Source organism: Massilia sp. UYP11 (genome assembly GCF_050434805.1).
Classification (GTDB): domain Bacteria; phylum Pseudomonadota; class Gammaproteobacteria; order Burkholderiales; family Burkholderiaceae_D; genus Telluria.
Window position 1 is genome coordinate 1 of sequence record NZ_JBNDJE010000006.1, and the last position, 25,827, is coordinate 25,827.

Below are 25,827 nucleotides of genomic sequence, written 5' to 3' on the forward strand. Positions count from 1 at the left end.
CTTTGAAAATCACGCTACTGAGCGATGCTGGAGCGCGGACTCACGTTTCGCCTGGCTCTGCTCACGCCGAGAGCGGGTTATTCGAGGTGGCCTTATAGCGCGTATCTCTGGCACCAGCCTCTGTTTGCAATGGCGCGACACCGGAGCCTGCATGAGCCTGGCCTGATGGCGTTCACGCTGCTGGGACTATGCTCACTGGGGCTTGGTTACGCGAGTTGGAAGTTCGTGGAAGCGCCGTTTCGGGACAAGAAGCGCTTCAGCAGGCAGAAGATATTCGCCTTTTCTGGCGTTGGCATGGCTGCTTTCCTGTGTTTCGGCATGTCGGGTGATCTGACTGACGGATTTCGCGGCCGGGAAAAATGGAATGGCGTCGAGCATGCGTTCGATACCCAGCAGGAGCGGGGAAGTGGCGAGAAATTCTGTCGAGCGGCGGCTTTGCAGTCACCGCTGGGGCCGCGCGTATGCATTATTGGGGATGCCTCAAAACGGCCGGTTGGTGTGCTGTGGGGAGACTCATACGCCGGCGCGCTCTTGTATGGCCTGAACAAGGAACTGCATCAGGCCGGGCAAGCCTACTACGCTGTCCTGAGCGATGGCTGCATCCCAATACCCGGCATCGAGCGCATCGATACCAAAGCAGAATTCGGTTGCAGTGCAGAGCGCCACCTCAAATTTGTCGAAGAATTCCTGCGCCAGGAGGCTTTGCAAACGGTTGTCTGGGTCGGCAGATTTTCGAAAGTGTTGGACGGGGCATCAAACAAGAGCTTCGCCATTGACGGGCATGCGCCGACCTCTTCCCGAATCAAACAACGAATCATCGACACGCTGCAGCGTTTCAAGGCGGCGGACAAGCACGTTGTGTTCGTCGGGGATACGCCAATGTTCCCGCATCTGGTGGCGGAGTATGCCATCCGACGGTACGCTGCTACCGATGGCGACCACAAGGCGATGGTACAGAAAGTAAGTCGGATCAGTATGACCAGCGCGATGAACCAATCCGACTTGTTGATCGAGGCGCATCGGCATGCAAAGGTAGTGGACGGGCTTGAGTTGTTCTGTAGTGACAGCGTTTGCGAATCGCACGATGCCAGTGGACGCGCCCTGTTCATCGACAGGAATCACGTTTCGCATATCGGCTCAGAGCGATTGGCCAAAGAGGTCATGCGCCAGTTGAGCTCGCCGGTTGCGCGCAACACCCACAGTGATAGACCGGGTTTGATCAGGTAAGGATAGGGGCCTTCCATGCCAAGTCGGTGTGCGCAGGCCCGGGATCCTGAAATGTCCTACGCCGCAAGCAGCTTCTCGATATCGCCCTTCAGTTCTTCAGGCTTGGTGGCCGGCGCGTAGCGCTTGACCACCATGCCGTTCCGGTCGACCAGGAACTTGGTGAAGTTCCATTTGATCGCCTCGGTACCCAGCACGCCCGGCGCCTCGCCCTTCAGGAAACGGAACAGCGGGTGGGCGTCGTCGCCGTTGACGTCGATCTTGGCAAACATCGGGAAGGTCACGCCGTAGTTCTTTTCGCAGAAGGCCCCGATTTCGGCCTCGCTGCCCGGTTCCTGGCGGCCGAACTGGTTGCACGGAAAACCCATCACCACCAGGCCCTGGTCGGCGTAGTGGCGCTGCAGTTCTTCCAGGCCCTGGTATTGCGGGGTGAAGCCGCAGGCGCTCGCGGTATTGACGATCAGGAGCGCCTTGCCGCGATAGCGGGCCAGGTCGACCGGCTGGCCGTCGAGCGCGGTGGCGTTGAAATCGTAGGCGTTCATGGCGTTCTCCTTGTCGTTGAAGCGCCGAGTTTACGCGAAGGCGGCGCCACGCGCACGCGTATTGACGCGATGTCGAAGCATGCATCATCGCGCTGACATTTATTTCGTCTTAGCATTTCTTAACGAATTTTGGGCAAATCGCGTGCGACAATTACGCTCGTTCAATTGTCCAGTATCCCGGGTTGTCATGCCACGTCACCGTTCTTCCGTTGTATTGTTCGCGCCGATCGTGGCGGGCACGCTGCTCGCTCCTGCCCAGGCCCAGCAGCCGCCCGCCGCCCCCATGCCGGTCGCCACGGCGCCGACGACTCCGGCGCCGGAAGCTCCTCCGGTGCAGGCCGAGGTCCCGGTCCAGTCGACGGTCTCGGTCAGCGCGGTGCGCTCGTCGAACCGCATCGACCGCCAGGCCTATGACGTCAAGAGCGATGCGGCCGCCACCAACGACACCATTGCCGACACCCTGAACAAGGTGCCGTCGGTCGCGGTCGACCCGGACGGCAACGTGACCCTGCGCGGCCGCAGCAATGTGCAGATCCTCATCGACGGCAAGCCATCCGCCATGATGCAGGGCGAGAACCGCGCCGCCGCCCTGGGCGCGCTGCCAGCCGCCGACCTCGAGTCGGTGGAAGTGATCAACAATCCCGGCGCGCAGTTCGGCAACGAAGGCGGCGGCGGGCCGATCATCAACCTCGTGATGCGGCGTGAACGCACGCCGGGCAGCTTCGGCGTGGTCAACGCCAATGCTGGCGCCGAGGGCCGCTTCAATGCCTCCACCTTCGGCAGCTACACGGGTGGACGCCTGAGCGTGCAGGGCGCGCTGTTCGGTCGCCGCGACAGCCGCGGCTCGACCGGCGAGACGACGCGCGACCGCATCGACCCGGCCACCGGCGCCGTGGCCAGCAGCATGCAGAGCTCGACCAGCGAGAACGACACCGAATCGGCCGGTTTCAACGGCTCCCTCAACTACAACCTGGGCGAGAAGGACGTGGTGTCGCTCAAGGCCAGCGTCAACGCCAACCGTCAGGAAGGCCTGTCGTCCGAGCGCTACCGCGGCACCGACGCATCCGGGGCGGTCGAGAGCGACTACCTGCGTTCGACCGTGCGCGACACCGAGAACCGCAGCTACAGCCTGAGCGCGAGTCTCGACCACAAGGGTACGCGTCCGGGCGAGATCTTCAAGACCGACCTGCGCCTGTCCGGCACCCGGGGCGAGGGCGACGCCCGCTTCGCCAGCGACTACACGGTGCGGCCGATCAATTCGTCCAATCCGCTGACCCGCCAGGACAACCTCAACGAGACCCGCATCATCGACTTCACCGGCGACTACGAGCGTCCGGGCGAAGCGGGCGTGCTCAAGCTGGGCTACAAGGTGGTCCGCAACAGCAGCGTGATCGACACCCGCTTCCTCGACGTCGATCCGGGCACCCTGTTCGAAAGCGTGAACGCATCTCGCACCAACCGCTTCGAGCTGGTCGACACCACGCTGGCCTTGTACGGCACCTGGCAGATGCGCCTGGGCGAAAAATGGGGCGTGCTGGGCGGCCTGCGCACCGAATACACCGATCTCGACATGGACCAGGTCACGACCGGGATCCAGGCCGGCAACCACTACCTGGAAGCGATCCCCAGCGCCTTCCTCACCTATGACCTGTCGGAGCGCACGGCGCTGCGCCTGAGCTACGCGCACCGCATCCGCCGTCCCGGCGCCGCGGACTTGAATCCCTTCGTGATCTACCGCGACGAAACGAACGTCTCGTCGGGCAATCCCGAGCTGATGCCCAGCGAGTCGGATTCGCTCGAACTGGGCGTCGAGACCAGGCTTGGCAACGTCGAGACCAATGTGCGCCTGTACGCGCGCCGCGACACCGATTTGATCTCGGAGCGCCGCTACTTCATCTCGGACACCGTGCTCTTGACCACGCGCGAAAACGCGGGCGCCAGCCGCTCGGGCGGCCTGGAATTCACCTTCAGCGGGCGCGCCACGTCCAAGCTGACGATCAATGCCAGCGGCAATATCGGCTATTCGGAGCAGTCGGTGCTCGGCAGCCTGGAGGACGACAAGCGCAGCGCGACCTCGATCGCCGGCCGCGCGCGCTTCAATTACCAGTTCAACCCGTCCAACAGCCTGCAACTGGTGCTCAATGCCCAGGGCAAGACGCTGTTCGGCGAGGGTTATCGCCAGCCGACCCGCACCGCGGACCTGAATTACCGGCATAACCTGAGCCAGGCCCTGAGCCTGGTCGTCAACGTCAACGACCTGTTCGATTCTCAGAAGTCGGAGTCGATCACCGAGACCGACAGCCTGCGCGAGTACAGCCTTCGGCGCCAGGACGGGCGCCTGGTTTATGTCGGCCTGTCGTACCGCTTCGGCACCTTCGGCGGCGGACGCGGCCCGCGTGGGCCGGGCGGGCGGGGCTTCGGTCCGCCGGGCGGCGGCATGGGGTCACAGTAAATATAGCCCGTCAATACTGGCGATATGCCGGATGAATAATTCGGGCAAGGCGGTTCAAGGCGGGCGAGCTATGACAGAATATCCGCACTTTTGTCCACTCCGTCCCGCCTTCGATGCTCAGACCAACGCTCATCGCGCTATCCATTTCGTCACTGTTCGCACTGCCCGCCGCCGCACAAGTCAGCCCGCCATCCGACCCGCCGCCGGCCAGCCTGGATACCATGCAGAAGGTCGAGGTCAAGGCCGACGCCAACAGCTACGATCCGCGGCGCGACGACACCGCCAGCCGCATCGTGGTCTCGAACGAAGAGATCAAGCGCTACGGCGACACCTCGGTGCTCGACGTCTTCAAGCGCCTGCCCGGCATCACCGTTGGCGGCGGCGGCGGCCGTGGGGCGGGCGAGATCCGCATGCGCGGCCTGGGCAGCGGCTACACGCAGATCCTGATCAACGGCGAGCGGGCCCCGGCCGGCTTCGACATCGACCAGCTCTCGCCCGACGTCATCGAACGGATCGAGATCCTGCGCGCGGCCAGCGCAGAATTTTCTACCCAGTCGATCGCCGGCACCATCAACATCGTGCTCAAGCGGGTGGTGCGAAAGGCGCAGCGCGAACTGCGGGTCGGCTACGGCAAGAGCGGGGACGCGAGCAACCCGAGCGCGAGCCTGAACATGTCGGACCGTCTCGACGCCCTGTCGTATTCGATCGGCGCCAGCGTCTGGCGCTACAACTTCGACCGCCCGCAACCGTACGAAGAAACGCAGCTTGACCCGCAGGGCCGGCTGACGCAGCTGCGCCGCACCGAGCAGACCGACAGCGGCAGCCCGCGGGGCTTGAACCTCACGCCGCGCCTGAACTGGACGCTCGAGAACGGCGACACGGTCAGCTGGCAGACGATGGTCTCGTACAACCGCAACGATTACCAGGGCGATGCCGTGACCACGACCGAGCTTGGCGCGCCGCCGCCGTACGACGTGCGCGACATGAACAGCGAGGGCAACCACGCGATGCTGCGCACGGACGTGAACTGGGTGCACAACCTGGAAGAGGGGGCGAAGCTCGACCTCAAGCTCGGCGTCAACGGCATGCGCAACCGCAGCGACTGGCGCGAATTCGATTACCAGCGCGATGACAACCTCGCTCGGCTGGCGCGCGATTCCAGCGTCCTGAGCGCGACCGATGAACGCGGCCTGACCTTGGTCGGCAAGTACACGACGCCATGGATGAAAGACCACGCGCTGGCGATGGGCTGGGATGCCGGCTACACGCGGCGCGATGACGAACGCGGCGAAATCGAGGTGTTCCCGCTGGCGGGGCGCGAGCTCGCAACGGACGAGGAATATGACGCCACCATCAAGCGCCTGGCGCTGTACGTCCAGGACGAGTGGAACGTCAGCAAGCAGTGGTCGATGTACGCCGGCCTGCGCTGGGAAGGGCTGGAGACGACCAGCGAGGGCAATACGTTCGAGACCAGCACCAACCGCGCCAGCGTGTTCTCGCCGCTGGCCCAGACCCTGTACAAGATCCCGGACAGCCGCGACCAGGTGCGCCTGGCGCTGACTCGCACCTTCAAGGCGCCGTCTGCGAGCAACCTGATCCCGCGTCGCTTCACGACGCCGAACAACAGCCAGACCCAGCCCGATTACCGCGGCAATCCCGACCTGCAGCCGGAACTGGCGACCGGCATCGACGCCGCCTACGAGCACTGGTGGGCCGAGAAGGCGCTGCTCAGCGCCAGCGTGTCGGTGCGCCGCATCGAGGACTATACGCGCCAGGGCCTGATCCTGGAGGACGGGCGCTGGATCCAGACCCCGGTCAACGACGGCGACGCGCTCACGCGCAGCCTGGAGCTGGAAGCGAAGTTTCCGCTGTCGGCGGTGTTGTCGAATTTGCTGACATCGGTGCCCGAGATCGACCTGCGCGCGAGCGTGTCGCGCAACTGGTCCGAGGTCGACGCGGTGCCGGGCCCGGACAACCGCCTGGACCAGCAGGTGCCGCTGTCGGCGACGCTCGGGATCGACTACAAGACGCGCGACGGCAAATTGAGTACCGGCGCCAGCTTCGCGTTCAAGGACGGTGGCCCGGTGCGCGTCAATCTGGAGCAGTCGCGCTACCAGAGCGTGCGGCGCGACCTGGACGTGTATGCGTTGTGGAAGTTCAATCCGAAGTACCAGCTGCGCCTGGCGGCGTCGAACCTGCTGCGCCAGGACGGCATCTCGGATTCACGCTATACCGATGAATTCGGGACGCTGCGCAGGACCAGTTTCAGTGAGGGGCAGACGATGGCGCGGGTGACGCTGGAGTCGCGGTTTTAAGCTGGCTGACCGACGGCGGCATGATTCGTCCGCCGGCCTCAAAACGTCGTTCCCGCGAAGGCGGGAACCTAAGTTTGCAGCGCAGCCGCTAGAGCAAATATCGGTGGCGACGCATGCACACTTGGGTTCCCGCCTGCGCGGGAACGACGTGCAGGCGGTGGTGGTGGAAAGAGATGGTGGCGGTACGTTGAAGTATACGGTGGCAGTATGCTGGTAGTCAGATCAACCCCAACTTCTCCGTCCCACTCGAAAAATCCCGATTTTTCGCGTGCTTGCTATTGAGCTTGATGTTCAGCCGCAGGTCGTTGACGGAGTCCGCATTGCGCAGCGCATCCTCATACGTGATCTTGTCCGCCTCGTACAGGTCGAACAAGGCCTGATCAAAAGTCTGCATGCCCAGCTCGCGCGACTTCTTCATGATTTCCTTGATCTCGTGCACCTCGCCCTTGAAGATGAGGTCCGAAATCAAGGGAGAGTTCAGCAGGATCTCGATCGCCACCACGCGCCCCTTGGCTTCCTTCTTTGGAATCAGGCGCTGCGAGATCAGGCCCTTGAGGTTCAGCGACAAATCCATCAGCAACTGCTGCCTGCGCTCTTCGGGGAAGAAGTTGATGATGCGGTCCAGCGCCTGGTTGGCGCTGTTGGCGTGCAGCGTGGCCAGGCACAGGTGGCCGGTCTCGGCGAAGGCGATCGCGTGCTCCATCGTCTCGCGGTCGCGGATCTCGCCGATCTGGATCACATCCGGCGCCTGGCGCAGCGAATTCTTCAGCGCCGCCTCGAAGCTGTCGGTGTCCACGCCCACTTCGCGCTGCGTGATCACGCAGTTCCTGTGCGGGTGGACGAATTCCACCGGGTCCTCGACCGTGATGATGTGGCCGTAGCTGTTTTCGTTGCGGTAGCCGACCATCGCCGCCAGCGTGGTCGACTTGCCCGAGCCCGTGGCGCCGACCATGATCACCAGGCCGCGCTTGGTCATCACGACGTCCTTGAGCGTGGCGGGCAGGTCGAGGTCTTCGAACTTCGGGATCGCGGTGGTGATCACGCGCAGCACCATGCCCACGCAACCCATCTGCATGAAGGCCGAGACGCGAAAGCGTCCCAGGTCGCCCGGCATGATCGCAAAGTTCGCCTCGCGCGTGAGCTCGAAGCCGGCCGCCTGCTTGTCGTTCATGATCGCGCGCGCCAGGTCGGCCGTGTGGCCGGCGGTGAGCGCCTGGTTCGAGACCGGCGTCATGCGCCCGTCGATCTTGATCGCCGGCGGAAAGCCCGCCGTGATGAACAGGTCCGAACCGCCCTTGCCGACCATCAGGCGCAGCAGGTCGAACATGAACTTGGATGCCTGGTCGCGTTCCATCTGGATGGTCCTTAGCCGAGGAAGTTTTCCGGGATCTTGGCCGCGGCGCGCGCGGCGCCGGTCGAGATCACGTTGCGGCGCACCAGATCCGTCAGGTTCTGGTCCAGCGTCTGCATGCCGGCGTTGCTGCCGGTCTGGATGGCCGAATACATCTGGGCGATCTTGGCTTCGCGGATCAGGTTGCGGATCGCCGGGGTGCCGATCATGATCTCGTGCGCCGCCACGCGGCCCGACCCGTCCTTGGTCTTGAGCAGGGTCTGCGAGATCACGGCCTGCAGCGATTCGGACAGCATCGCGCGCACCATCTCCTTTTCTTCGGCCGGGAACACGTCGACGATACGGTCGATGGTCTTGGCGGCCGACGAAGTGTGCAGGGTGCCGAACACCAGGTGGCCCGTCTCGGCCGCCGACAGCGCCAGGCGGATGGTCTCCAGGTCGCGCAATTCGCCGACCAGGATCGCGTCCGGGTCTTCGCGCAGCGCCGAGCGCAGCGCGTTGTTGAACGACAGCGTGTGCGGGCCGACTTCGCGCTGGTTGATCAGGCACTTCTTGGAATCGTGCACGAACTCGATCGGGTCTTCGATGGTGAGGATGTGGCCGTACTCGTTCTCGTTCAGGTGGTTCACCATCGCCGCCAGCGTGGTCGATTTACCGGAGCCGGTGGGGCCGGTCACCAGCACCAGGCCGCGCGGCTTCATCGCCAGGTCGGCGAAGATCCTGGGCGCGTTCAGTTCTTCCAGGCTCAGGATCTTGGAGGGAATCGTACGCAGCACGGCCGACGCGCCGCGTTCCTGGTTGAAGGCGTTCACGCGGAAGCGCGCGAGGCCGGGGATCGCGAACGAGAAGTCGCACTCGAGCACTTCTTCGTACTGCTTGCGCTGGCCGTCGTTCATGATGTCATAGATCATGCCGTGCACGTCCTTGTGCTCGAGCGGCGGCAGGTTAATGCGGCGCACGTCGCCATGCACGCGGATCATCGGTGGCAGGCCGGCCGACAGGTGCAGGTCCGACGCCTTGTTCTTGACCGAGAAGGCGAGTAATTCCGAAATGTCCATTTATAATCCCTGTGGCTCGAGGTGCGCCTTTGTCATCACCGCCGCTCGAAAAATATTTCCTATAGAAAATCATTATGTCCACAATCGCCGCCAACTTGCAAGCTGTCGAAGCGACAATCGGGGAGGCAGTGCAGGCCGCCGGTCGCGCCCGGGACGAGGTGCAATTACTTGCTGTCTCCAAGACGTTCCCCGCACAAGCCGTGCTGGATGCGATGGCGTCCGGACAACGTGCGTTCGGCGAAAATTATTTGCAAGAAGCGCTCGACAAGATCGCGAACGTCGCGCAGGCGCAACCCGATGCGCCGGTCGAATGGCATTTCATCGGCCCGATCCAGAGCAACAAGACGCGCCCGATCGCGGCCAATTTTCACTGGGTGCACACGGTCGAGCGCCTCAAGATCGCCCAGCGCCTGTCCGAGCAGCGCCCGCCCGAACTCGGCCCGTTGAACATCTGCCTGCAGGTGAACATCAGCGGCGAGGCCAGCAAGAGCGGCGCGCTTGAATCCGAGTTGCCTGAACTGGCGCGCGCCGTGGCGCAACTGCCGAACCTGCGCCTGCGCGGCCTGATGGCGATTCCCGAACGCGCGACCGAACCCGGGCAGCAGCGCGCCGCCTTTGCCCGCCTGCGCAAGCTGCACGACGCGCTGCGCGCCGACGGCCTGCCGCTCGATACGCTGTCGATGGGCATGTCGGGCGACATGGCCGCTGCCATCGCGGAAGGCGCGACCATCGTGCGCATCGGCAGCGCCATCTTTGGCGCACGCAACTACGAATAACAGGAAAAACACATGAAGATCACGTTCATCGGCGGTGGCAATATGGCCGCCGCGCTCATCTCGGGCATCGTCCGCCAGGTCGGCTCGGGCGCGAACATCCACGTCGTCGACCGCAACCCGGAAGCGCTGGAACGCCTGTCGCAGCAGTATGGCGTGCGCACCGCGACGGCGATCGACGCGCAGGTCCATGACAGCGAAGTCGTGGTGCTGGCGGTCAAGCCGCAGCAGATGCGCGAGGTCGCGGCCGAGCTGGCGCCGCACCTGCACCGCCAACTGGTGCTGTCGATCGCCGCAGGCATCCCCAGCCGCGACCTGTCGCGCTGGCTCGGCGGCTACGACGCGATCGTGCGCACGATGCCGAACACGCCGGCGCTGATCGGCATGGGCGTGACCGGCCTCGCGGCGCAGCCGGGCGTGAGCCAGGCCCAGCGCGCGCAGGCCGACACGGTGATGCGCGCGGTCGGCAAGACCGTGTGGCTCGATGACGAGGCGCTGATCGATCCGGTGACGGCGGTGTCGGGCAGCGGTCCGGCCTATGTGTTCTTCTTCCTCGAAGCGATGCAGGAGGCGGCCCTGCAAATGGGCTTGAACGCGGAGCAGGGCAGGGAGCTGGCGCTGGCCACCTTCACCGGCGCGGCGCAGCTCGCGGCGCAGTCGGACGAGCCGGTCGAGGTGCTGCGCCAGCGCGTGACCTCGAAGGGCGGCACCACGCATGCGGCGATCACCAGCATGGAAGCGGCAGGGGTCAAGGAGGCCATCGTCGCGGCGATGAAGGCGGCCGCGGCGCGTGGACGCGAGCTGGGTGAAGAGTTGGGCCGTGACTGAGAGGGTGTAGACAAAATCGAAGAAGTACCTATGGCATGTTATTCCAAATGACTGGATGCGGCTTAATTATTGGCTGCTAAGCGGGCGATCCTGAATCGACCATACATACTGCACATATGTCCATTGTGGCTCGGTCACACCCATTGGCAATCTGAATTGGCATTTCGCTAGGCTATAAAACGCTTCCTTGTCAAGTGCACGATAGCCAGAAGATTTAACTATCCGACTATCCAGAATTGCCCCGTCTACGTCCACAAGATATGAAACGGTAACCGTTCCTTGCTCTTCGTAGCGTAAAGAGGATTTAGGGTAAACGGGCTTGGCGCAATGTTTATCGCCCGGTCCTGGCCGCGTAACCGGCGGGATACGATCCAGACTGTACAGTGATTGCGCTGTTGCAGATGCACAAGACAAGAATGCAGCGAACGCACTGCCGGCAATCAGATGGATACGGTGTATGGTCATATTGCTTTCGTCGCAAGTAGGACTGCTTCCGCAGAGCATGAGTGTTCTTGGGTTTAGTATGCACCGCCAATTTACTTGGGAGGCAGGCAAGTGGTCCTGTGAATGCGCAACAAGCAACACACCCCTCGGGGCTCCAGTCGTGGAACAACCATGATCACGGTCAGGTCGCGCGAACATGAATACGTGGCGCCTGCCTTTGGGCTATCAGCTATGGGCAAGGAGATAATCTACTATGAGTGATAAAAGCCCGTCAGCTGTCCCCGCATCGCCAATGCGCCGGGCGCGCCGTCGAGCGCTTCGATGCTATGGGCGTCCCACGCGATACTGGCCGGCGAGGCGCGCGACGAGTGGCTGGTCGGACTGAAACGCATGCGCGGGCGTTGCCGCCAGCAGTCCAGGGACCAATGGAAAAGTAAGCGGCAGCGTGAGCCGCAGGATGGGCGTGTACATGACGTCCCCCAGCCGTATCGCCTGTCCGTTTGGACCGCGACGGGGAGGGGACGTTCAGCGCATGCTCAGTGCACTTCGAACTTGCGCCAGCCCAGCACCGGTAATACCTTCTGCGCCAGCTTGTAGGCGGACAGGGCGCCGGTCACCGCGCCGACGACCCACTTCGGCTTGGTGATCAAAAAGCCCAATCCCAGGCCGGCGGCGGCCAGGACGGCGGTCTTGTGCTGCGCCACGTAGCCGGGGGCGCCGCCCAGTTCGGCCGGATGGCGCAGCAGCGCCACGTCGTGCGCCATCTGCGCGCGCTGTTCTGCGCACTGGGCGGCGAGCAGGCGGCGGCGCGCCGCCAGGGTCTCATTGCTGCTCATTGTTCGGCTCTCCTTTGACGGCTTGCGCATCCTTGCGCAGTTCGGCCAGCGTGGCGGCCATGAGCGGCGGACGGGTTGTCAGGTCGCCGCGCACCTTGAAGAAGGCCAGCAGGCCGGCCAGGGCGAACAGCCCCGTCATGACGCCGATCGCCAGCAGGCGATGGGTATCCCAGAACAGGACCAGCACGAACAGGATCGCCAGCAATACCGCGACCACCGCGAAAAAGGCGGCCGCAACGCCCCAGGCCAGATAGCCGATCAGCCGGTGCGTCTCTTCCTGCAGCTCGATGGCTGCCAGTTCCAACCTGGTCCGCACCATGGCGAGCAGGTTGGATCCTATCCTTCCGATGGTCGCGGAAATCGTCATCGTCGTCCTTCGTCTTATTTACGCGCGATCAGCATGCCGATCACGACGCCGATGGCGGCGCCCAGGCCGACCGACTTCCATGGATTGTCCTTGACGTATTCGTCGGTGGCCTTGGCGGCGACCTTGGTGCGCTCGACCACGGTTTCTTCGGCATGGATCAGGCTGGTCTTGGCGGACGACAGGGTCTGCTCGAACTTGACCTTGGCGGCCTTCAGCTCATCGCCGGTCAGCTGGCCGCCGTTGCGCAGCCAGGATTCAGCGTCGTGGATCACGGTCTTCAGGTCGCTGACCAGTTGGTCGCGGGTGCCGGTCTGGGTCGGGATTTTTTCGATCATCATGGGCCTCTTGTGTGTGGTGGGTGAATGCATTTTGGACAATATTAACCTAATGCATAGTCGAGCGCGACACCAATGAACAGTGCGGCCCCCAGCCAGTTGTTGTGGCGGAACGCCTTGAAGCACTTCATGCGGTCGCGATCGCGGATCAGGGTGTAGTGGTAGAGCGCGATGCAGCCCGCCACCGCCACCCCGGCCACGAACCACCAGCGCAGGCCCAGCGACCAGCCGCACAGCAGCAGGATCGCCAGCGAGGCGCCGTAGCACAGCATGATCGCGGCCACGTCGAAGCGCCCGAAGGTGATCGCCGAGGTGCGCATGCCGAGCCGAAGGTCGTCGTCGCGGTCGACCATGGCGTAGGCGGTGTCGTAGGCCACGGCCCAGAACACGTTGGCCACCAGCAGCCACCAGGCCACGGCCGGCACCTGGTTCTGCACGGCGGCGAAGGCCATCGGGATGCCGAAGCCGAAGGCGATGCCGAGATAGGCCTGGGGAATCGCGAAGAAGCGCTTGAAATAGGGATAGGTGCCGGCCACCACCACCGCCACCACCGACAGCTGCTTGGTCAGCGCATTCAGCGGCAGGATCAACAGGAACGACACGATGGCCAGCACCGCCGCCACCATCACCGCTTCCTTGCCGCTGATCTTGCCGCTGGTGAGCGGGCGGTCGACGGTGCGCTTGACGTGGCGGTCGAAGTCGCGGTCGGCGTAGTCGTTGATGGCGCAGCCGCTTGACCGCATCAGCGCCGTGCCGACGACGAAGATCGCCAGCACCTGCAGGTCCGGCACGCCGCCGGACGCCATCCACAGCGCCCACAGGGTCGGCCACAGCAGCAGCAGGATGCCGATCGGCTTGTCGGCCCGCACCAGGCGGAAGTAGAGCGCCAGCTTGTTCATGGGGAGTCGCGTCTTGCCAAGCAAGAATTGTTGAGCAGAAGACAGCGATTCTAGCCGGTTTAGACGGGTGCCGCCCGTTCGATCCAGTCCATACGGACGCATTTATCGTGCTTGAAAGCGCTGTGCATGCATCGCGTGCGGGACACCCGTTGGTTGTCTTTCTGTCGTCATCAATCTGACATGTTTGTTTGTTTTAATGCATCAGTCCTACCGGGGGTGGTAGGAACGGCCCCCGATGCATGGGCGCTGCCAAGACACCAGACGCCGGGCCACCGGCTCGATCCTACTCTGTGGAGCTTCTCAATGAACGAACACGCTATGTCGCCTTCGCGGCGCAACCTGCTCAAGGGCATGGCCGGCGCCTCCGCGCTGCCTTTCGTCGGCGCCTTCGCCGCGCTGCACGCCCGCGAGGCGCTTGCGGCCAATGGCGCGACCGCCCTGGTCGACAGCCCTTACGGCCCGATCGCCCCGGTCAACGACCTGGCCACCGGCCTGCCACTGCTGCAACTGCCGCCGGGCTTCAGCTACAAGAGCTATGGCTGGCGCGGCGACCCCATGAGCGACGGCCATCCCTGCCCGGGCGGCCATGACGGCATGGGCGTGATCGTCACGCGCAAGGCTGGCCGCGGCACCGAGCAGGTGTTGGTGCGCAATCATGAAATCAGCGGCAGCGCCGCTGTCAATTTCATCAATGCCTATGGCCTGTACGACACCGGCAATGTGAGCGGCAGCTCGGCCAACCGTTCCTGCGGCGGCACCACCAACCTGGTGTTTCGCGACGGCGACTGGGTCAGCATGACCCCAAGCCTGGGCGGCACCCAGCAGAACTGCGCCGGCGGCATCACCCCCTGGGGCACCTGGCTGACCTGCGAGGAGATAGGTTCGGACGCGGTCAGCGCCGGCGGCAAGAAGCACGGCTACGTGTTCGAGGTCACGGCCGATCCGCAGCAGGTCAGCGGCCAGCCGATCGTCAATATGGGCCGCTTCGCGCACGAAGCCGCCGCCGTCGATCCGAGCAACTGCAACGTCTACCTGACCGAGGATTCCTCGGGCAAGTCGGGCTTCTACCGCTACGTCCCCGACGTCAAGACCGGCGCGCCCGGTTCGCTGGCCATGGGCGGCGTGCTCGAAATGGCCAAGGTCAAGGGCCGCAACAACGTCAACCTGGCGGTGGCGTCGGTCGACGACACCTATGCGCTGGAGTGGGTGCCGATCGCCAATCCGGACGCCAACCGCGGCAACGGCACCGGCCCGGATGGCGAAACCATCAACGGCGCCGCCGGCCCCTTCGTGCAGGGCTGGACGAAAGGCGCGCTGCGCATGAACCGCGGCGAAGGCATCTGGTATGCCCAGGGCAAGATGTACGTGATGGACACCTCGGGCGGCCACGTCAACCGCGGCGCGATCTGGGAACTCGACCTGGCGCACCAGACCCTCAGGTGCATCTATTCGAGCCCGAGCCAGCTGGTGGGCAATATGGGCGACAACCTGACGGTCAGCCCGCGCAACGCGATCCTGATCTGCGAAGACGCGTCGAGCGCCATCACCGACCACTTCGGCTACGGCCAGCGCCTGATGGGCCTGACGGGCGCCGGCGACGCCTACATCTTCGCCAAGAACAACATCAACCTGACGGCGGCCCAACTGCAGGGCGCCGGCAAGCTGCCTTCGCTCGCCGGCGACCGGCGCGGCAACGAATTCGCCGGCGCCTGCTTCGACCCGACCGGCCGCTACCTGTTCGTGAACATCCAGACCCCGGGCGTGACCTTCGCGATCTCGGGCCCGTGGGCCAGGGGCCCGCTGTAAACGCCACCTTTACCTCCACTTTTTTATAAAGGAAAACGAACATGAACATGAACAAATTCGTCGCCGCCGCCGCCATCGCCCTGGGCGCGCTGGCCTTCCCGCACGCCGCCGGCGCCGTCGTCTTGACGAGCAGCAGCGGCGCCAATCTCGTGACCGACTATAGCGACGCCGGCGTCGTGTCGTTCGACCTCGACCTGCGCGATTTCAGCACCACCACGCTCAACTTCGTGCTGGAAGAATCCGACCTGGCCGGCCCGCTGAACTTCAGCGCGATCATCCGCAACCTGGTGGGCCTGTCCATGCACCAGTTCACCTTCGGCCTGCAGGGCATCCGCTATGCGGCGCCTGGCAGCGTGTCCTCGTTCTCGGGCGCCCAGGCCAGCTATTCGAGCGATGTCGCCGTCATCCAGTTCGCCAATGGCGAAACGGCCGACACGCTGTTCGGCAATCCGACCCTGCTGGATGGCCGCAGCGACTGGCTGCTCGATACCAGCGGCCTGGCGGCGGGCGACACCTTCTCGATCGTGGCGCAGGTGCCGGAACCGTCGACCGTGGCCATGGTGTTGCCGCTGCTGGCGGGCCTGCTGCTGGGGCGCCGCCGCAAGCGCGGTTGAGCGTCGGACCGGCGACGGCCCAGGCGACCAGGAAGATGGCCGACAACCGGGCGGTTGCCGCGCATTGGGCGGGATTACGCGTGAAATCAGCGTAGAAGCGAGCGTAGAAGGCTGGCAATAGTGTGGGGGCAGGCCCGGCTGGATGCTAGACTTTGCTGACGGACATGAGTGTCCGTTTGCATTTTCTGCATATACATTTTGCACCGCATCAGCCGGATGCCCAGTCAAAGGAGTCGACTCGCTTATGCGTCTTCATTTCCGCTGTTTACTACTACTGCTCCTGATCGCCCTGGCGGCGCCGCTGTCGCCGATCGCTTTCGCCGCCGGCCAGGCGGACGAAGCGCCGCCCGCCCAGGAGGTCGTTCCCGATCCGCTCAAGCGCGAGACGCCGCGCTCGATGGTGTCGGGCCTGATTTCCGCCCTCGCCGAGCCCGACTACGATCGCGCCGCCCAGTACCTCGACATGCCGGCCGGCAGCAACCGCCAGCGCACCAACGCGATCACCCAGGCGCGCAACTTCCACGCGCTGCTGGACGACGGCGGTTCGCTGTCGCCGTTCGTCGCGCTGTCAAACGAGGCCATCGGCAAGATCGACGACGACCTGCCGGGCGAGCAGGAAAACGTCGGCATCCTGACCATCGGGGACAAGAAGGTGCCGATCCTGCTGACCCGTGGCGAGGAAGGCGAGCACCAGGTCTGGCGCGTGTCGCGCGAGACGATCGACCAGGTCGCGCAGGCGGCGCGCCAGGCGCCGGTGGCGCAGGAGCCCGACAAGAGCAGATTCGTCATCGCCGGTGCGCCGCTCGAGGACTGGGCGATGCTGATCGGGCTCGGTATCCTGATCTTTGGCGGCCTGTGGACGGTGGCGGCGCTGATCGTCGCCGCCATGCGCAGGCTGGTGGCCGATGCCGCGGCTAACGGCCTGGTGCGCTTCATGGAGGCGGCGCTGCCGCCGGCCAGCCTCCTGATCGCGGTCGGCCTGTTCTACAGCTGGGCCGAACGGCTGCCGGTGTCGATCGTCGCGCGCACGACCCTGCTGCGCTACACCGGCATCGTCTCGGTCATCGCGCTGGTGTGGTTCGGCCTGCGCCTGATCGATGCGGTCGCCGAGCTGGCCACCGCGCGCATGCAGCGCAGCCAGCGGCGCCAGGTGGTGGCCGTCATCACGCTGGCGCGCCGCGCCGCCAAGATCCTGCTGCTGGCGTTCTCGGGCATCGCCATCCTCGGCACCTTCGGCATCGACGTCACGACCGGGATCGCGGCGCTGGGCATCGGCGGTATCGCGCTGGCGCTGGGCGCCCAGAAGACGGTGGAAAACCTGGTCGGCAGCGTCACCGTGATCGCCGACAAGCCGCTGCAGGTGGGCGACTTCATCAAGGTGGGCGACGTGGTGGGCACCGTGGAGGACGTGGGCATCCGCTCGACCCGCATCCGCACCGGCGAGCGCACCATCGTCACTATCCCCAACGGCGACCTGTCGGCGCGCCAGATCGAGAACTTCGCGGCGCGCGACCGCTTTCTGTTCAACCCGACCATCGCGGTGGGGCCCGAGACGTCGTCCGCCAAGCTCAGGGAAGCGATTTCGATCGTCCAGCAGGTGCTGACCGAACAAAAGAACATGGCCGAGGGACACCGGGCCCGCCTGGGCAGCATCAACGACCGCGCGTTCAACATCGACGTGTTCTCGTACATCGACGTGCGCGAATTCGACACCCAGGTCATCATTCGCGAAAACCTGCTGCTGACCATCTACGAGCGGCTCGAAGCGGCCGGCATCAGCCTCGCCTTCCCGACCCAGAAGATCGTGTTCTCGCCCGAGCAGCTGGCCGAGGCCAGGGAGCAGCTGCTCGGCCACGACAAGGAGGCCGAGGCCGAGCTGGTGGTGCTCGGTAAAGTTACGCCGCCGCCTCGAGCGTGACCATGTCGACGCCGGGCAGGTGGCATTCGCCCACCGCGCGCACCACCGCATCGATCGCGGCGCGGCGGGTGAAGCTCTTGCGCCAGGCGATCACCACGCGCCGTGACGGCGCCGGCGGCAAAAAGGGCACGTAGGCCAGCAGGCCGTTGGGGTCGGCCATGTCGACCACCGAGGCGCGCGGCAGCACGGTGATGCCGATGCCGCTGGCGACCATGTGGCGGATCGTCTCGAGCGACGAGCCTTCGAAGGTGCGCTGCATGCCGTTGCCCGCCGCTGGCGCCGAGAAGCGCGCCATCTCCGGGCACACTTCGAGCACCTGGTCGCGGAAGCAGTGGCCTGCGCCCAGCAGCAGCATGGTTTCGCTCTTGAGGTCTTCGGCCGAGATTTCCTTGCGGCCGGCCCACGGGTGGTTGCGCGGCATGGCCACGACGAAGGGCTCGTCGTACAGCGGCTGCACCGACATGCCATGGTCGGGCAGCGGCAGCGCCATGATGGCGGCGTCCAGCTCACCCTGGCGCAGCAGTTCGAGCAGCTTGTGCGTGTAGTTCTCCTGCAGCACCAGCGGCATCTGCGGCACGGTGTCGATCAGGTTCTTCACCAGGGGCGGCAGCAGGTAGGGCCCGATGGTGTAGATCACGCCCAGGCGCAGCGGGCCGGCCAGCGGATCCTTGTTCTGCTTGGCCAGCTCCTTGATGGCGGCGGTCTGTTCCAGCACCCGCTCGGCCTGGGCCACGATCTGGGCGCCCAGCGGCGTGACGGAGACTTCGGAGCCGCCACGCTCGAACAGGGTCACGCCCAGTTCGTCCTCGAGCTTCTTGATGGCGACGGACAGGGTGGGCTGGGCCACGAAGCAAGCCTCGGCGGCATGGCCGAAGTGTTTGGCGCGCGCAACGGCGACAATGTATTTCAGCTCGGTGAGTGTCATGTTAGGTGTCTCGGACAGGCATCTGCGGTCGGCGCCGCGGCGCCGGACCCGTTTTGGCCATGAAATAGTAGTTTAGCGAGAATCATAGTCGATATAATTGCTCCGCAGGCTACACCACTGCAATTTTTGAAAGGCCAGCATGTCTTCGACGTTCGGTCCGGCGGAAGCCCAGGCCTATATTCACAAGCTGTTGACGGTGATGCACCATCAGGGCGGCTCCGATCTTTTCATCTCGGCAGATTTTCCTCCAAGTATTAAACACCAGGGGGCGATGAAGGCGCTCAGTCAGCAACGGCTCACCGGCGAAGTCACGCGCGCGCTGGCGCTGTCGATCATGAACGAGCGCCAGCGCGCCGAGTTCGAGACCGAGATGGAGTGCAATTTTGCTATTTCCTTGCCCGGCGTCTGCCGCTTCCGCGTCAACGTCTACGTGCAGCAGCAGAGCGTGGGCATGGTGGTGCGCACGATCGCCTCCGAGATCCCCAACTTCGAAAAGCTCGACCTGCCCGAGGTGCTCAAGGACGTGGTGATGACCAAGCGCGGCCTGGTGCTGGTGGTGGGCGGCACCGGTTCCGGCAAGTCGACCACGCTGGCGGCGATGATCGACTACCGCAACAGCAACTCGGCCGGCCACATCATCACGGTGGAAGACCCGGTGGAGTACGTCCACAAGAACAAGAATTGCCTGGTGACGCACCGCGAAGTGGGTGTCGACACCCTGTCGTGGCACCACGCGCTGAAGAACACGCTGCGCCAGGCGCCGGACGTGATCCTGATCGGCGAGATCCGCGATACCGAGACGATGGAGCACGCGATCGCCTTCGCCGAGACCGGCCACCTGTGCCTGGGCACGCTGCACGCCAATAACGCCAACCAGACGATGGACCGGATCATCAACTTCTTCCCGGAAGAGCGGCGCAATCAGCTGTTGATGGACCTGTCGTCGAACCTGCGCGCCATCGTCTCGCAGCGCCTGGTGCGCACCGAGGACGGAAAAGGACGCAAGGCGGCGATCGAGATCCTGCTCAACACGCCGACCATCGGCGAGATGATCCTCAAGGGGAACTTCCAGAACATCAAGGAGATCATGCACAAGTCGCGCGAACTGGGCATGTGCACCTTCGACCAGGCCTTGTTCGAGCTGTACAACAAGGGCCTGATCGGCTACGACGAGGCGATCCGCAATGCCGACTCGGCCAACGGCCTGCGCCTGCAGATCAAGCTGTCGGGCGAACGGCGCGAGCCGGGCGGCGCCGCCGCGCGCCCGGCCGAGCTGTCGATGGCGATCGAGGAAGAACCTGAAGACGAACCCCCGAAACAATGATTCAACCCGTATCCCGTATGCCTTCATTCGAAAACAAGATCTGCACGCGCGCCGAGCTGGCCGCGCGCATTGCCGCACTACCGAAACCCGTGGTGCTGACCAACGGCGTGTTCGACATCCTGCACCGCGGCCACGTGACCTATCTGGCGCAGGCGCGCGCGCTGGGAGGCTCGCTGGTGGTGGCGGTAAACACCGACGCCTCGGTCAAGCGCCTGGGCAAGGGCGACGACCGCCCGCACAACACGCTGGCCGATCGCATGGCGGTGCTGGCGGCGCTGGAAGCGGTGAGCCTGGTGGTCGAATTCGACGAAGACACCGCGCTGGAAGTGGTGCAGCAGGGGCGGCCCGACATCTACGCCAAGGGCGGCGACTATGTGATGGACCAGATCCCCGAAGGGAAAGCCGTGCTGGCCTATGGCGGCCGGGCGGTGGCGATCGACTTCGAGCATGACCGCTCGACCACCAAACTGGTGGCGCGGATCCGCGGCTGACCGGCATGCCGACGCCTCCTGGCCTGGCTGCCGATCTCGAGGCCCTGTATCCGCGCGCGCCGGACGCCATCGTCAATCTCGAGCACGGCTATTTCGGGGCGATGGCGCTGCCGGTGCAGCAGGCGCTGGAGGAGGCGATCCGGCATACGAACACCCACCTGAGTCCTTTTCTGCGCGGCGAGTTCGGAAACCGGCATGCAGAAGTGCTGCGCGCGCGGCTGGCGCAGCTGATCAACGCCGAGCCGCACGAGATCCTGCTCACGCGCAGCGCCAGCGAATCGATGCAGGTGCTGATCGGCCAGTATCGCGCGCTGGAGGCGGGTGATGCGGTGCTGTGGTCCAACCTGGACTATCCGGCCATGCGCTACGCGATGGCTTGGCTCGAAGGGCGGCGCGGCGCGCGTCCGGTCGAACTGCAGTTCACCTTGCCGCTCAGCCGTGACGCATTGCTCGATCATTATGCGACGGCGATCCGCGACACGCCGGGCTTGAAGCTGATGCTGCTGTCCCAGGTCTATCCGGCCAACGGCCAGCAGGCGCCGGTGCGCGAGATCGTGGCGCTGGCGCGCGAGCGCGGCATCGACGTGCTGGTCGACAGTGCGCATGCGCTGGGACAGGTGCCGGTCGACGTGCAGGCGATGGGCATCGACTTCGCCGGCTTCAACCTGCACAAATGGATCGGCGCGCCGCCGGGACTGGGCTTCGTCTACATCCGCGCCGCGCATCTGGCGAAGATCGAGCCGCATTTTGGCGACCGCGACTATGCCGAGGACGACATCCGCGGCCGCCTGCACGCGGGCATGCCGCCGGTGAGCGCCATCATGGCGGCGCCGCGCGCGCTCGATTTCCATGAGATGCTCGGCGGGACTGCGGCAAAGGAAGCGCGCCTGAACTGGCTGCGCAGCTACTGGATGCGGCGCGTGGCCGACCTGCCGGGGCTGCGCCTGCTGACGCCGCTCGACGGCGGGACGGCGCTGGCGGCGTTCACGATCGACGGCATGGCGGCGTGCGACGTGCGCGGGGCGCTGCTGGAGCGGTTCGGCGTGTTCACGGTCGAGCGCCACGTGGGAGACGCGAGCGTCGTGCGCGTGACGGTGGCGCTGACCACGACGACGGGGGAGCTGGATCGCCTGGTCGAGGCTCTGGACCTGCTGGCGCGCGAAGCCGCCGGGCGCGCGGCCTAGGTCTGTCGTTGCTCAGCCTGCCGTGGCGGGCATGCGGTCGTATTGCACCACACCGCCCTCCGACAGCGTGAACGCCAGGTCGCACTGCGCGAAGATGTCGGCATCCACGCCGTCGTGGACCGAGTCGTAGAGCCATGCGGCCATCGCCGCGTTCGCCGCCTGCATCTCGATATCCTGGCCGGGTTTGCCTGCTTGTAGCGCATCGACCAGTTCCTGGACGAAGAAGGGGATGGCGCCCGCGGTCCATTCGGCGCCACGTTCGCGCGCCTCGGCTGCGCGCGGTTGCGCCATCGCCATCAGTGCGGCGGCGTCGACCTGCGTTTCCATGGCCAGCGAAGGTTCGGATTGGTCATCGGTCGTGAAGACGCGTATCAGCATGGTGTCGGCTTTCGTTTCATTGGCTGGATGGGGGCTGGGCCGGGGGCAGCTTGCAGGCGGATGCCGGCGCAGGGTCAACCCGTATGGTACGCGTCCCAGAGCTTGTCGCGGGAACTGTAGATGAGCAAACCACGCAGCGGCGGCGCCGGTGTCACCGGCCGGGGTCCTCAGGCTGAGGCCCTTGGGCTGCGATACTTATAATGAGCGCTGCATCAATCCTCTCAGGAATACCGCGATGACGCTGTCCTTCCATTTACCGATCACGCCCGACCTGGTCCATGGCGCCGTCGAACTCGAGCGCACGGAAGCGGGCCTGCTGCCGCACCGCCTGCCGGCCTGGGCGCGCGCCCAGTGCCAGGATCCGCAACTGGCGATGGCGGAGGCGCAGCCTTCCGGCGTGCGTCTGGCGCTGCGGACAGCGGCGACGGTCGTGGAACTGGTCGTGTTGCCGACCAAGCGCCGCTACGGCGCCATGGCGCCGCGCCCGGACGGCCTTTATGACCTGCTCGTCGATGGCGCATTGACGCAGCAGGCCAGCGCGCCGGGCGGCAAGATCATGGACATCGACATGCTGTCCGGCGCGGCGAAGATGCGGCCGGGAGAACCCCAGCGGCTGCGCTTTGCCGGCCTGCCGCCGGGCGACAAGACCGTCGAGATCTGGCTGCCGCATGACGAGACGACCGAGCTGGTGGCGCTGGATGCCGATGCGCCGGTCGCTCCGCTGGCCGCGACCAGCAAGCGCCGCTGGCTGCACCATGGCAGCTCGATCAGTCAGGGCTCGAATGCAACCAGCCCCACCGGCATCTGGCCGGCCGTGGCCGCGCAGCTGGCCGGTGTCGATCTGCTCAATCTCGGCCTGGGTGGCAGCGCATTGTTGGACCCGTTCACGGCGCGCACGATCCGCGATTTGCCGGCCGACGTGATCAGCCTCAAGCTCGGGATCAACCTCGTCAACACGGACGCGATGCGGCTGCGCGCCTTCGGGCCGGCGGTGCACGGTTTTCTCGACACGATCAGGGAAGGGCATCCGACGACGCCGCTGCTGGTGATTTCGCCGACCTGGTGCCCGATCCATGAAACGACGCCGGGACCGACCATGTTCGATGGCAAGGCGCTGGAAAAGGGCAAGTTGCTGTTCCGGGCGATGGGCAACGACGCCGAGCGCCGGCAGGGCAAGCTGACCCTCGGCGTGATTCGCGAGCAGTTGCAGAAGATCGTCCGGCAGCGCGCGTTGGCCGATGCGAATCTCCATTATCTCGACGGGACGGAGCTTTACGGCCTGGACGACAATGCGCGTTATCCGCTGCCCGACGAGCTGCACCCCGAGGCGGAGGCGCACCGCCTGATCGGCGAACGTTTTTGCACGTTGGCTTTCCGTGCCGGGGTGTTTGGCAATGACGAGACTTGGATTTGAATAGTACTTTTGCTGGAATATAAAACTGTTACCCCTTGACCTGGGAGACTCCCATGACGTTTGAAACCCCCTCGGACAATCTGATCTCTCTGCTGTCGCTCACGCCGCATCCGGAAGGAGGCCATTTCAAGGAGACCTACCGGAGTCAACACCGCGTGAACAGGGCGGGGGAGGTGGCTGACCGTTCTGCCTCGACCGCGATCTATTACCTGCTTCGCGCAAGGGAGAGGTCGACCTGGCATCGGATTCGATCGGACGAGATGTGGCATTTCTATGACGGTGTGCCGATTCGAATCTACGTGCTGGAGCCCGATGGAGGACTCAGCGTTCTCAGACTCGGTAACCCATTGCGGCACGAGGGCGCGCATTTCCAGGTGCTGGTTCCCGCCGGGCGCTGGTTCGCCGCTGAATGCGAGGCGCCGGAGGGCTACAGCCTTGTGGGTTGCACGGTCGCCCCGGGCTTTGAGTTCGAAGAATTCGAGATCGGGGATGAGGCCGTCCTCAGGCAGGATTGGCCCGGGCATGCGGAGCTGATCGCGCGCCTGTCGTAGTGATGAGATTGCGAAGATGCCCTGGATCGATGGCTGCCCTACAAGGAGCGGTTGACCTCGGCCAGAAGCAGACCTTTACTGCCAGTGTTAGGTACCCTAATGACCGTGTTTGCAATCCACCCTACATCGAAGGCAGACGGCTCGTTTGCTGCGGCTTGGTTTGACGATGATGCATTTCACCGTATCTCGTTTACCACCAGCTGTTGAGCTAGTATCAGCGTCCAGTTTAAAATGTTTTAGAAGGAAGATGTGTCGCCTAGAGCAGATAGGAGCTGGGATGGCCACCGAAGTGCTTGCGGAAGAAGCGTGGAATTTCGTCGTTTTCAGACATGGCGACGACTGGGTGCTGACATACCTAGCCGGGAGCGTCGGTCTTTACGAAGTGAGCATTAAACTTAGCAAGGAAGAAGTTGCCCGTATCCGTACCACGCCAGCTTTCGCCAAATCTTTGACAGAACAGTTCCGCCTGACGCACGAAGTGGGCCGTGAAAGGGAACTCCGACCTGCCGTTTGGCCCACCAGAAAGTAATCGCAGTTGAGCCGAACGACAGAGCAGTCTGCGCGCGTTTTGACACACCCTGGGTCGATAGCGGACTGACCAGACCTGCTTTCGACCAGAAGCGGACAGTGAACACCAGTTCAACATTCAAGGATGCACTTCTCATGAATCACGCCCTGACGATTTCCGTGCCTCGCCTCCAGACAGACCGGCTGACGCTGCGGGAATATCGTGTTGAAGACTTCGAATTATTTGCGGAGCACTTGTCGAATCCTGAAAGCTCCGCGCATCTCTGGGCTCGGCAGACCGTCAGACCGCTTGGCGCATCTTCACCTCCCATGCCGGATTGTGGCTCCTGCACCAGGCTGGCTGGTGGTCGATCGAAGACCGGCAGACGGGCCGGCTGGTGGGCAGCGTGGGAGCTTTCTTTCGCGACGAATCAACCGTGATGGAGATGGGATGGAATACCTATCGCGCATTCTGGGGAAAAGGAATTGCGAACGAAGCGGCGGCGGCAGTCATGAAACATGCGTTCGAGGTTCGGCGTGAACCGAAGGTGCGGGCGCTGATCGATTCCGGCAACGAATCATCGCGTCGTGTTGCCGAGCGCCTGGGAATGACGTACGACATGAAGACTGCGCTGAACGGCAAGGAAGTCGATAGTTACGTCCGTCAGCGTACCTGAAGCGGCTGCGATCGCGATACGCCGGTGTCTGCTGTGCTTGTCAGCGGACACACGCCGCATGCAGGCGCCTGCATGAGGGTCGTACTGGGCCTTATCCTGCGACCCAAGGTCGAGCCCGAACTATGTTCCGCCCAGGTAACCGTTCTGCCGCCAGGCCTCGTACACCACGATCGCCACCGTGTTCGACAGATTCAGGCTGCGGTTATCGGGCCGCATCGGCAGCCGGATGCGCTGGGCCGGCGGGAAGGTTTCTCTAAAAGCCGGCGCCAGGCCGCGCGACTCCGGCCCGAACACGAACACGTCGCCCGGCTGGAAGCGCGCGTCGGCGAACGGCGACGAGCCATGCGTGGTGAGCGCGAACATGCGCGACTGATCCGGCTGGACCGCCTCCAGGAAGGCGTCCCAGTTCTTGTGCACCTTCATATTGGCGTACTCGTGGTAATCCAGCCCGGCGCGGCGCATCTTGGCGTCGTCCAGCGGAAAACCGAGCGGTTCGATCAGGTGCAGCTGGGCGCCGGCGTTGGCGCACAGGCGGATCACGTTGCCGGTATTCGGCGGGATTTCTGGCTCGACCAGGACGACATGGAACAACGTATTTCTCCTCATTGGTGTCT

Annotated in this window: 26 protein-coding genes; 15 read left to right on the forward strand and 11 right to left on the reverse strand. The window is 64.4% G+C overall.

Annotated elements, in window-relative coordinates:
• Positions 1-165: 165 nt before the first annotated feature.
• Positions 166-1,227, forward strand: a complete 1,062-nt coding sequence (locus tag ABIB38_RS11475; protein ID WP_429203947.1) for an SGNH hydrolase domain-containing protein — start codon at positions 166-168, stop codon at positions 1,225-1,227.
• A gap of 56 nt (positions 1,228-1,283) precedes the next feature.
• On the opposite strand, the gene ABIB38_RS11480 is transcribed toward ABIB38_RS11475, so the two are convergent.
• Positions 1,284-1,766, reverse strand: a complete 483-nt coding sequence (locus tag ABIB38_RS11480) for a glutathione peroxidase (protein WP_429203948.1) — start codon at positions 1,764-1,766, stop codon at positions 1,284-1,286.
• A gap of 187 nt (positions 1,767-1,953) precedes the next feature.
• Here ABIB38_RS11480 and ABIB38_RS11485 point away from each other — a divergent pair, with 187 nt between their 5' ends.
• Both ABIB38_RS11485 and ABIB38_RS11490 read left to right on the forward strand, forming a co-directional pair.
• Positions 1,954-4,218, forward strand: a complete 2,265-nt coding sequence (locus ABIB38_RS11485) for a TonB-dependent receptor domain-containing protein (protein WP_429203949.1) — start codon at positions 1,954-1,956, stop codon at positions 4,216-4,218.
• Between the two features lie 221 nt (positions 4,219-4,439).
• Positions 4,440-6,533 carry a TonB-dependent receptor plug domain-containing protein gene (locus ABIB38_RS11490; protein WP_429203950.1) on the forward strand — a complete coding sequence of 698 codons (2,094 nt, stop codon included), beginning with the start codon at positions 4,440-4,442 and terminating at the stop codon, positions 6,531-6,533.
• Positions 6,534-6,750: 217 nt separating this feature from the next.
• Here ABIB38_RS11490 and ABIB38_RS11495 read toward each other — a convergent pair whose 3' ends face one another.
• Positions 6,751-7,887: a PilT/PilU family type 4a pilus ATPase gene (locus tag ABIB38_RS11495; RefSeq protein WP_429203951.1), complete on the reverse strand. Its 1,137-nt coding sequence runs from the start codon at positions 7,885-7,887 to the stop codon at positions 6,751-6,753.
• 11 nt (positions 7,888-7,898) lie between these two features.
• Positions 7,899-8,942 carry a type IV pilus twitching motility protein PilT gene (locus tag ABIB38_RS11500; RefSeq protein ID WP_429203952.1) on the reverse strand — a complete coding sequence of 348 codons (1,044 nt, stop codon included), beginning with the start codon at positions 8,940-8,942 and terminating at the stop codon, positions 7,899-7,901.
• A 74-nt stretch (positions 8,943-9,016) separates the two neighbouring features.
• Between ABIB38_RS11500 and ABIB38_RS11505 the strand changes: the two genes are divergently transcribed.
• On the forward strand, positions 9,017-9,718 hold the full coding sequence (locus ABIB38_RS11505) for a YggS family pyridoxal phosphate-dependent enzyme (protein WP_429203954.1): 702 nt from the start codon (positions 9,017-9,019) through the stop codon (positions 9,716-9,718).
• Between the two features lie 12 nt (positions 9,719-9,730).
• Positions 9,731-10,543 carry a pyrroline-5-carboxylate reductase gene (gene proC, locus ABIB38_RS11510; protein WP_429203955.1) on the forward strand — a complete coding sequence of 271 codons (813 nt, stop codon included), beginning with the start codon at positions 9,731-9,733 and terminating at the stop codon, positions 10,541-10,543.
• Positions 10,544-10,609: 66 nt separating this feature from the next.
• On the opposite strand, the gene ABIB38_RS11515 is transcribed toward proC, so the two are convergent.
• The 5 genes from ABIB38_RS11515 to ubiA form a co-directional block, all read right to left on the reverse strand.
• Positions 10,610-11,185, reverse strand: coding sequence for an energy transducer TonB (locus ABIB38_RS11515; protein ID WP_429203957.1), 576 nt, complete (start codon positions 11,183-11,185; stop codon positions 10,610-10,612).
• Between the two features lie 338 nt (positions 11,186-11,523).
• Positions 11,524-11,823, reverse strand: a complete 300-nt coding sequence (locus tag ABIB38_RS11520) for a hypothetical protein (protein ID WP_429203958.1) — start codon at positions 11,821-11,823, stop codon at positions 11,524-11,526.
• On the reverse strand, positions 11,810-12,190 hold the full coding sequence (locus ABIB38_RS11525; protein WP_429203959.1) for a phage holin family protein: 381 nt from the start codon (positions 12,188-12,190) through the stop codon (positions 11,810-11,812). Before ABIB38_RS11525 ends, ABIB38_RS11520 begins: the two co-directional genes overlap by 14 nt.
• A 14-nt stretch (positions 12,191-12,204) precedes the next feature.
• Entirely contained in the window at positions 12,205-12,528 is a 324-nt protein-coding gene (locus tag ABIB38_RS11530) for a DUF883 family protein (RefSeq protein ID WP_429203960.1), read from the reverse strand.
• 41 nt (positions 12,529-12,569) lie between these two features.
• Positions 12,570-13,424 (reverse strand): 4-hydroxybenzoate octaprenyltransferase, encoded by an 855-nt coding sequence (gene ubiA / locus ABIB38_RS11535; protein WP_429203961.1) that lies wholly within the window; start codon positions 13,422-13,424, stop codon positions 12,570-12,572.
• A 303-nt stretch (positions 13,425-13,727) separates the two neighbouring features.
• Between ubiA and ABIB38_RS11540 the strand changes: the two genes are divergently transcribed.
• The 3 genes from ABIB38_RS11540 (at position 13,728) to ABIB38_RS11550 (ending at position 17,762) form a co-directional block, all read left to right on the forward strand.
• Positions 13,728-15,230, forward strand: coding sequence for a PhoX family protein (locus ABIB38_RS11540; protein ID WP_429203962.1), 1,503 nt, complete (start codon positions 13,728-13,730; stop codon positions 15,228-15,230).
• A gap of 41 nt (positions 15,231-15,271) precedes the next feature.
• On the forward strand, positions 15,272-15,844 hold the full coding sequence (locus ABIB38_RS11545; protein ID WP_429203963.1) for a PEP-CTERM sorting domain-containing protein: 573 nt from the start codon (positions 15,272-15,274) through the stop codon (positions 15,842-15,844).
• 244 nt (positions 15,845-16,088) lie between these two features.
• Positions 16,089-17,762, forward strand: coding sequence for a mechanosensitive ion channel family protein (locus ABIB38_RS11550; protein ID WP_429203964.1), 1,674 nt, complete (start codon positions 16,089-16,091; stop codon positions 17,760-17,762).
• Here the strand turns inward: ABIB38_RS11550 and ABIB38_RS11555 are convergent.
• A complete protein-coding gene (locus ABIB38_RS11555) occupies positions 17,740-18,687 on the reverse strand; it encodes a hydrogen peroxide-inducible genes activator (protein ID WP_429203966.1) in 948 nt (315 codons plus the stop codon). The two genes, ABIB38_RS11550 and ABIB38_RS11555, sit on opposite strands and share 23 nt — an antisense overlap.
• A 139-nt stretch (positions 18,688-18,826) precedes the next feature.
• On the opposite strand from ABIB38_RS11555, the gene ABIB38_RS11560 reads away from it, so the two are divergent.
• Genes ABIB38_RS11560 through ABIB38_RS11570 form a run of 3 tightly spaced genes read left to right on the forward strand, consistent with a single transcriptional unit; the run spans position 18,827 to position 21,686 of the window.
• Complete coding sequence (locus ABIB38_RS11560) at positions 18,827-20,011, forward strand: PilT/PilU family type 4a pilus ATPase (protein WP_429203968.1); 1,185 nt, start codon at positions 18,827-18,829, stop codon at positions 20,009-20,011.
• A 17-nt stretch (positions 20,012-20,028) separates the two neighbouring features.
• A complete protein-coding gene (rfaE2, locus tag ABIB38_RS11565) occupies positions 20,029-20,502 on the forward strand; it encodes a D-glycero-beta-D-manno-heptose 1-phosphate adenylyltransferase (protein ID WP_429203970.1) in 474 nt (157 codons plus the stop codon).
• Positions 20,503-20,507: 5 nt separating this feature from the next.
• Entirely contained in the window at positions 20,508-21,686 is a 1,179-nt protein-coding gene (locus tag ABIB38_RS11570; protein WP_429203972.1) for an aminotransferase class V-fold PLP-dependent enzyme, read from the forward strand.
• Positions 21,687-21,698: 12 nt separating this feature from the next.
• Here ABIB38_RS11570 and ABIB38_RS11575 read toward each other — a convergent pair whose 3' ends face one another.
• Entirely contained in the window at positions 21,699-22,064 is a 366-nt protein-coding gene (locus ABIB38_RS11575) for a hypothetical protein (RefSeq protein WP_429203973.1), read from the reverse strand.
• Positions 22,065-22,299: 235 nt separating this feature from the next.
• Here ABIB38_RS11575 and ABIB38_RS11580 point away from each other — a divergent pair, with 235 nt between their 5' ends.
• From ABIB38_RS11580 to ABIB38_RS11595, 4 genes are all read left to right on the forward strand, one after another.
• Positions 22,300-23,478 (forward strand): GDSL-type esterase/lipase family protein, encoded by a 1,179-nt coding sequence (locus ABIB38_RS11580; protein ID WP_429203975.1) that lies wholly within the window; start codon positions 22,300-22,302, stop codon positions 23,476-23,478.
• Positions 23,479-23,531: 53 nt separating this feature from the next.
• On the forward strand, positions 23,532-24,029 hold the full coding sequence (locus tag ABIB38_RS11585; protein ID WP_429203976.1) for a cupin domain-containing protein: 498 nt from the start codon (positions 23,532-23,534) through the stop codon (positions 24,027-24,029).
• 277 nt (positions 24,030-24,306) lie between these two features.
• A complete protein-coding gene (locus ABIB38_RS11590) occupies positions 24,307-24,558 on the forward strand; it encodes a hypothetical protein (protein ID WP_429203977.1) in 252 nt (83 codons plus the stop codon).
• A 262-nt stretch (positions 24,559-24,820) separates the two neighbouring features.
• On the forward strand, positions 24,821-25,213 hold the full coding sequence (locus tag ABIB38_RS11595) for a GNAT family N-acetyltransferase (RefSeq protein ID WP_429204226.1): 393 nt from the start codon (positions 24,821-24,823) through the stop codon (positions 25,211-25,213).
• Positions 25,214-25,333: 120 nt separating this feature from the next.
• Here the strand turns inward: ABIB38_RS11595 and trmL are convergent, their stop codons facing one another.
• Positions 25,334-25,804, reverse strand: coding sequence for a tRNA (uridine(34)/cytosine(34)/5-carboxymethylaminomethyluridine(34)-2'-O)-methyltransferase TrmL (gene trmL / locus ABIB38_RS11600; RefSeq protein WP_429203979.1), 471 nt, complete (start codon positions 25,802-25,804; stop codon positions 25,334-25,336).
• Positions 25,805-25,827: the final 23 nt, after the last annotated feature.

Excerpts from the sequence above, each read along its gene's own strand:
- ABIB38_RS11540 (WP_429203962.1), top strand. The coding sequence starts at position 13,728 with ATGAACGAACACGCTATGTCGCCTTCGCGGCGCAACCTGCTCAAGGGC.
- ABIB38_RS11480 (WP_429203948.1), bottom strand. The coding sequence starts at position 1,766 with ATGAACGCCTACGATTTCAACGCCACCGCGCTCGACGGCCAGCCGGTC.
- ABIB38_RS11515 (WP_429203957.1), bottom strand. The coding sequence starts at position 11,185 with ATGTTCGCGCGACCTGACCGTGATCATGGTTGTTCCACGACTGGAGCC.
- ABIB38_RS11550 (WP_429203964.1), top strand. The coding sequence starts at position 16,089 with ATGCGTCTTCATTTCCGCTGTTTACTACTACTGCTCCTGATCGCCCTG.
- ubiA (WP_429203961.1), bottom strand. The coding sequence starts at position 13,424 with ATGAACAAGCTGGCGCTCTACTTCCGCCTGGTGCGGGCCGACAAGCCG.
- ABIB38_RS11505 (WP_429203954.1), top strand. The coding sequence starts at position 9,017 with ATGTCCACAATCGCCGCCAACTTGCAAGCTGTCGAAGCGACAATCGGG.
- ABIB38_RS11490 (WP_429203950.1), top strand. The coding sequence starts at position 4,440 with ATGCAGAAGGTCGAGGTCAAGGCCGACGCCAACAGCTACGATCCGCGG.
- proC (WP_429203955.1), top strand. The coding sequence starts at position 9,731 with ATGAAGATCACGTTCATCGGCGGTGGCAATATGGCCGCCGCGCTCATC.
- ABIB38_RS11575 (WP_429203973.1), bottom strand. The coding sequence starts at position 22,064 with ATGCTGATACGCGTCTTCACGACCGATGACCAATCCGAACCTTCGCTG.
- ABIB38_RS11570 (WP_429203972.1), top strand. The coding sequence starts at position 20,508 with ATGCCGACGCCTCCTGGCCTGGCTGCCGATCTCGAGGCCCTGTATCCG.
- ABIB38_RS11580 (WP_429203975.1), top strand. The coding sequence starts at position 22,300 with ATGACGCTGTCCTTCCATTTACCGATCACGCCCGACCTGGTCCATGGC.
- ABIB38_RS11530 (WP_429203960.1), bottom strand. The coding sequence starts at position 12,528 with ATGATGATCGAAAAAATCCCGACCCAGACCGGCACCCGCGACCAACTG.
- ABIB38_RS11585 (WP_429203976.1), top strand. The coding sequence starts at position 23,532 with ATGACGTTTGAAACCCCCTCGGACAATCTGATCTCTCTGCTGTCGCTC.
- ABIB38_RS11590 (WP_429203977.1), top strand. The coding sequence starts at position 24,307 with ATGGCCACCGAAGTGCTTGCGGAAGAAGCGTGGAATTTCGTCGTTTTC.
- ABIB38_RS11525 (WP_429203959.1), bottom strand. The coding sequence starts at position 12,190 with ATGACGATTTCCGCGACCATCGGAAGGATAGGATCCAACCTGCTCGCC.
- ABIB38_RS11520 (WP_429203958.1), bottom strand. The coding sequence starts at position 11,823 with ATGAGCAGCAATGAGACCCTGGCGGCGCGCCGCCGCCTGCTCGCCGCC.
- ABIB38_RS11475 (WP_429203947.1), top strand. The coding sequence starts at position 166 with ATGGCGTTCACGCTGCTGGGACTATGCTCACTGGGGCTTGGTTACGCG.
- rfaE2 (WP_429203970.1), top strand. The coding sequence starts at position 20,029 with ATGCCTTCATTCGAAAACAAGATCTGCACGCGCGCCGAGCTGGCCGCG.
- ABIB38_RS11485 (WP_429203949.1), top strand. The coding sequence starts at position 1,954 with ATGCCACGTCACCGTTCTTCCGTTGTATTGTTCGCGCCGATCGTGGCG.
- ABIB38_RS11555 (WP_429203966.1), bottom strand. The coding sequence starts at position 18,687 with ATGACACTCACCGAGCTGAAATACATTGTCGCCGTTGCGCGCGCCAAA.
- ABIB38_RS11495 (WP_429203951.1), bottom strand. The coding sequence starts at position 7,887 with ATGGAACGCGACCAGGCATCCAAGTTCATGTTCGACCTGCTGCGCCTG.
- ABIB38_RS11545 (WP_429203963.1), top strand. The coding sequence starts at position 15,272 with ATGAACATGAACAAATTCGTCGCCGCCGCCGCCATCGCCCTGGGCGCG.
- ABIB38_RS11560 (WP_429203968.1), top strand. The coding sequence starts at position 18,827 with ATGTCTTCGACGTTCGGTCCGGCGGAAGCCCAGGCCTATATTCACAAG.
- ABIB38_RS11500 (WP_429203952.1), bottom strand. The coding sequence starts at position 8,942 with ATGGACATTTCGGAATTACTCGCCTTCTCGGTCAAGAACAAGGCGTCG.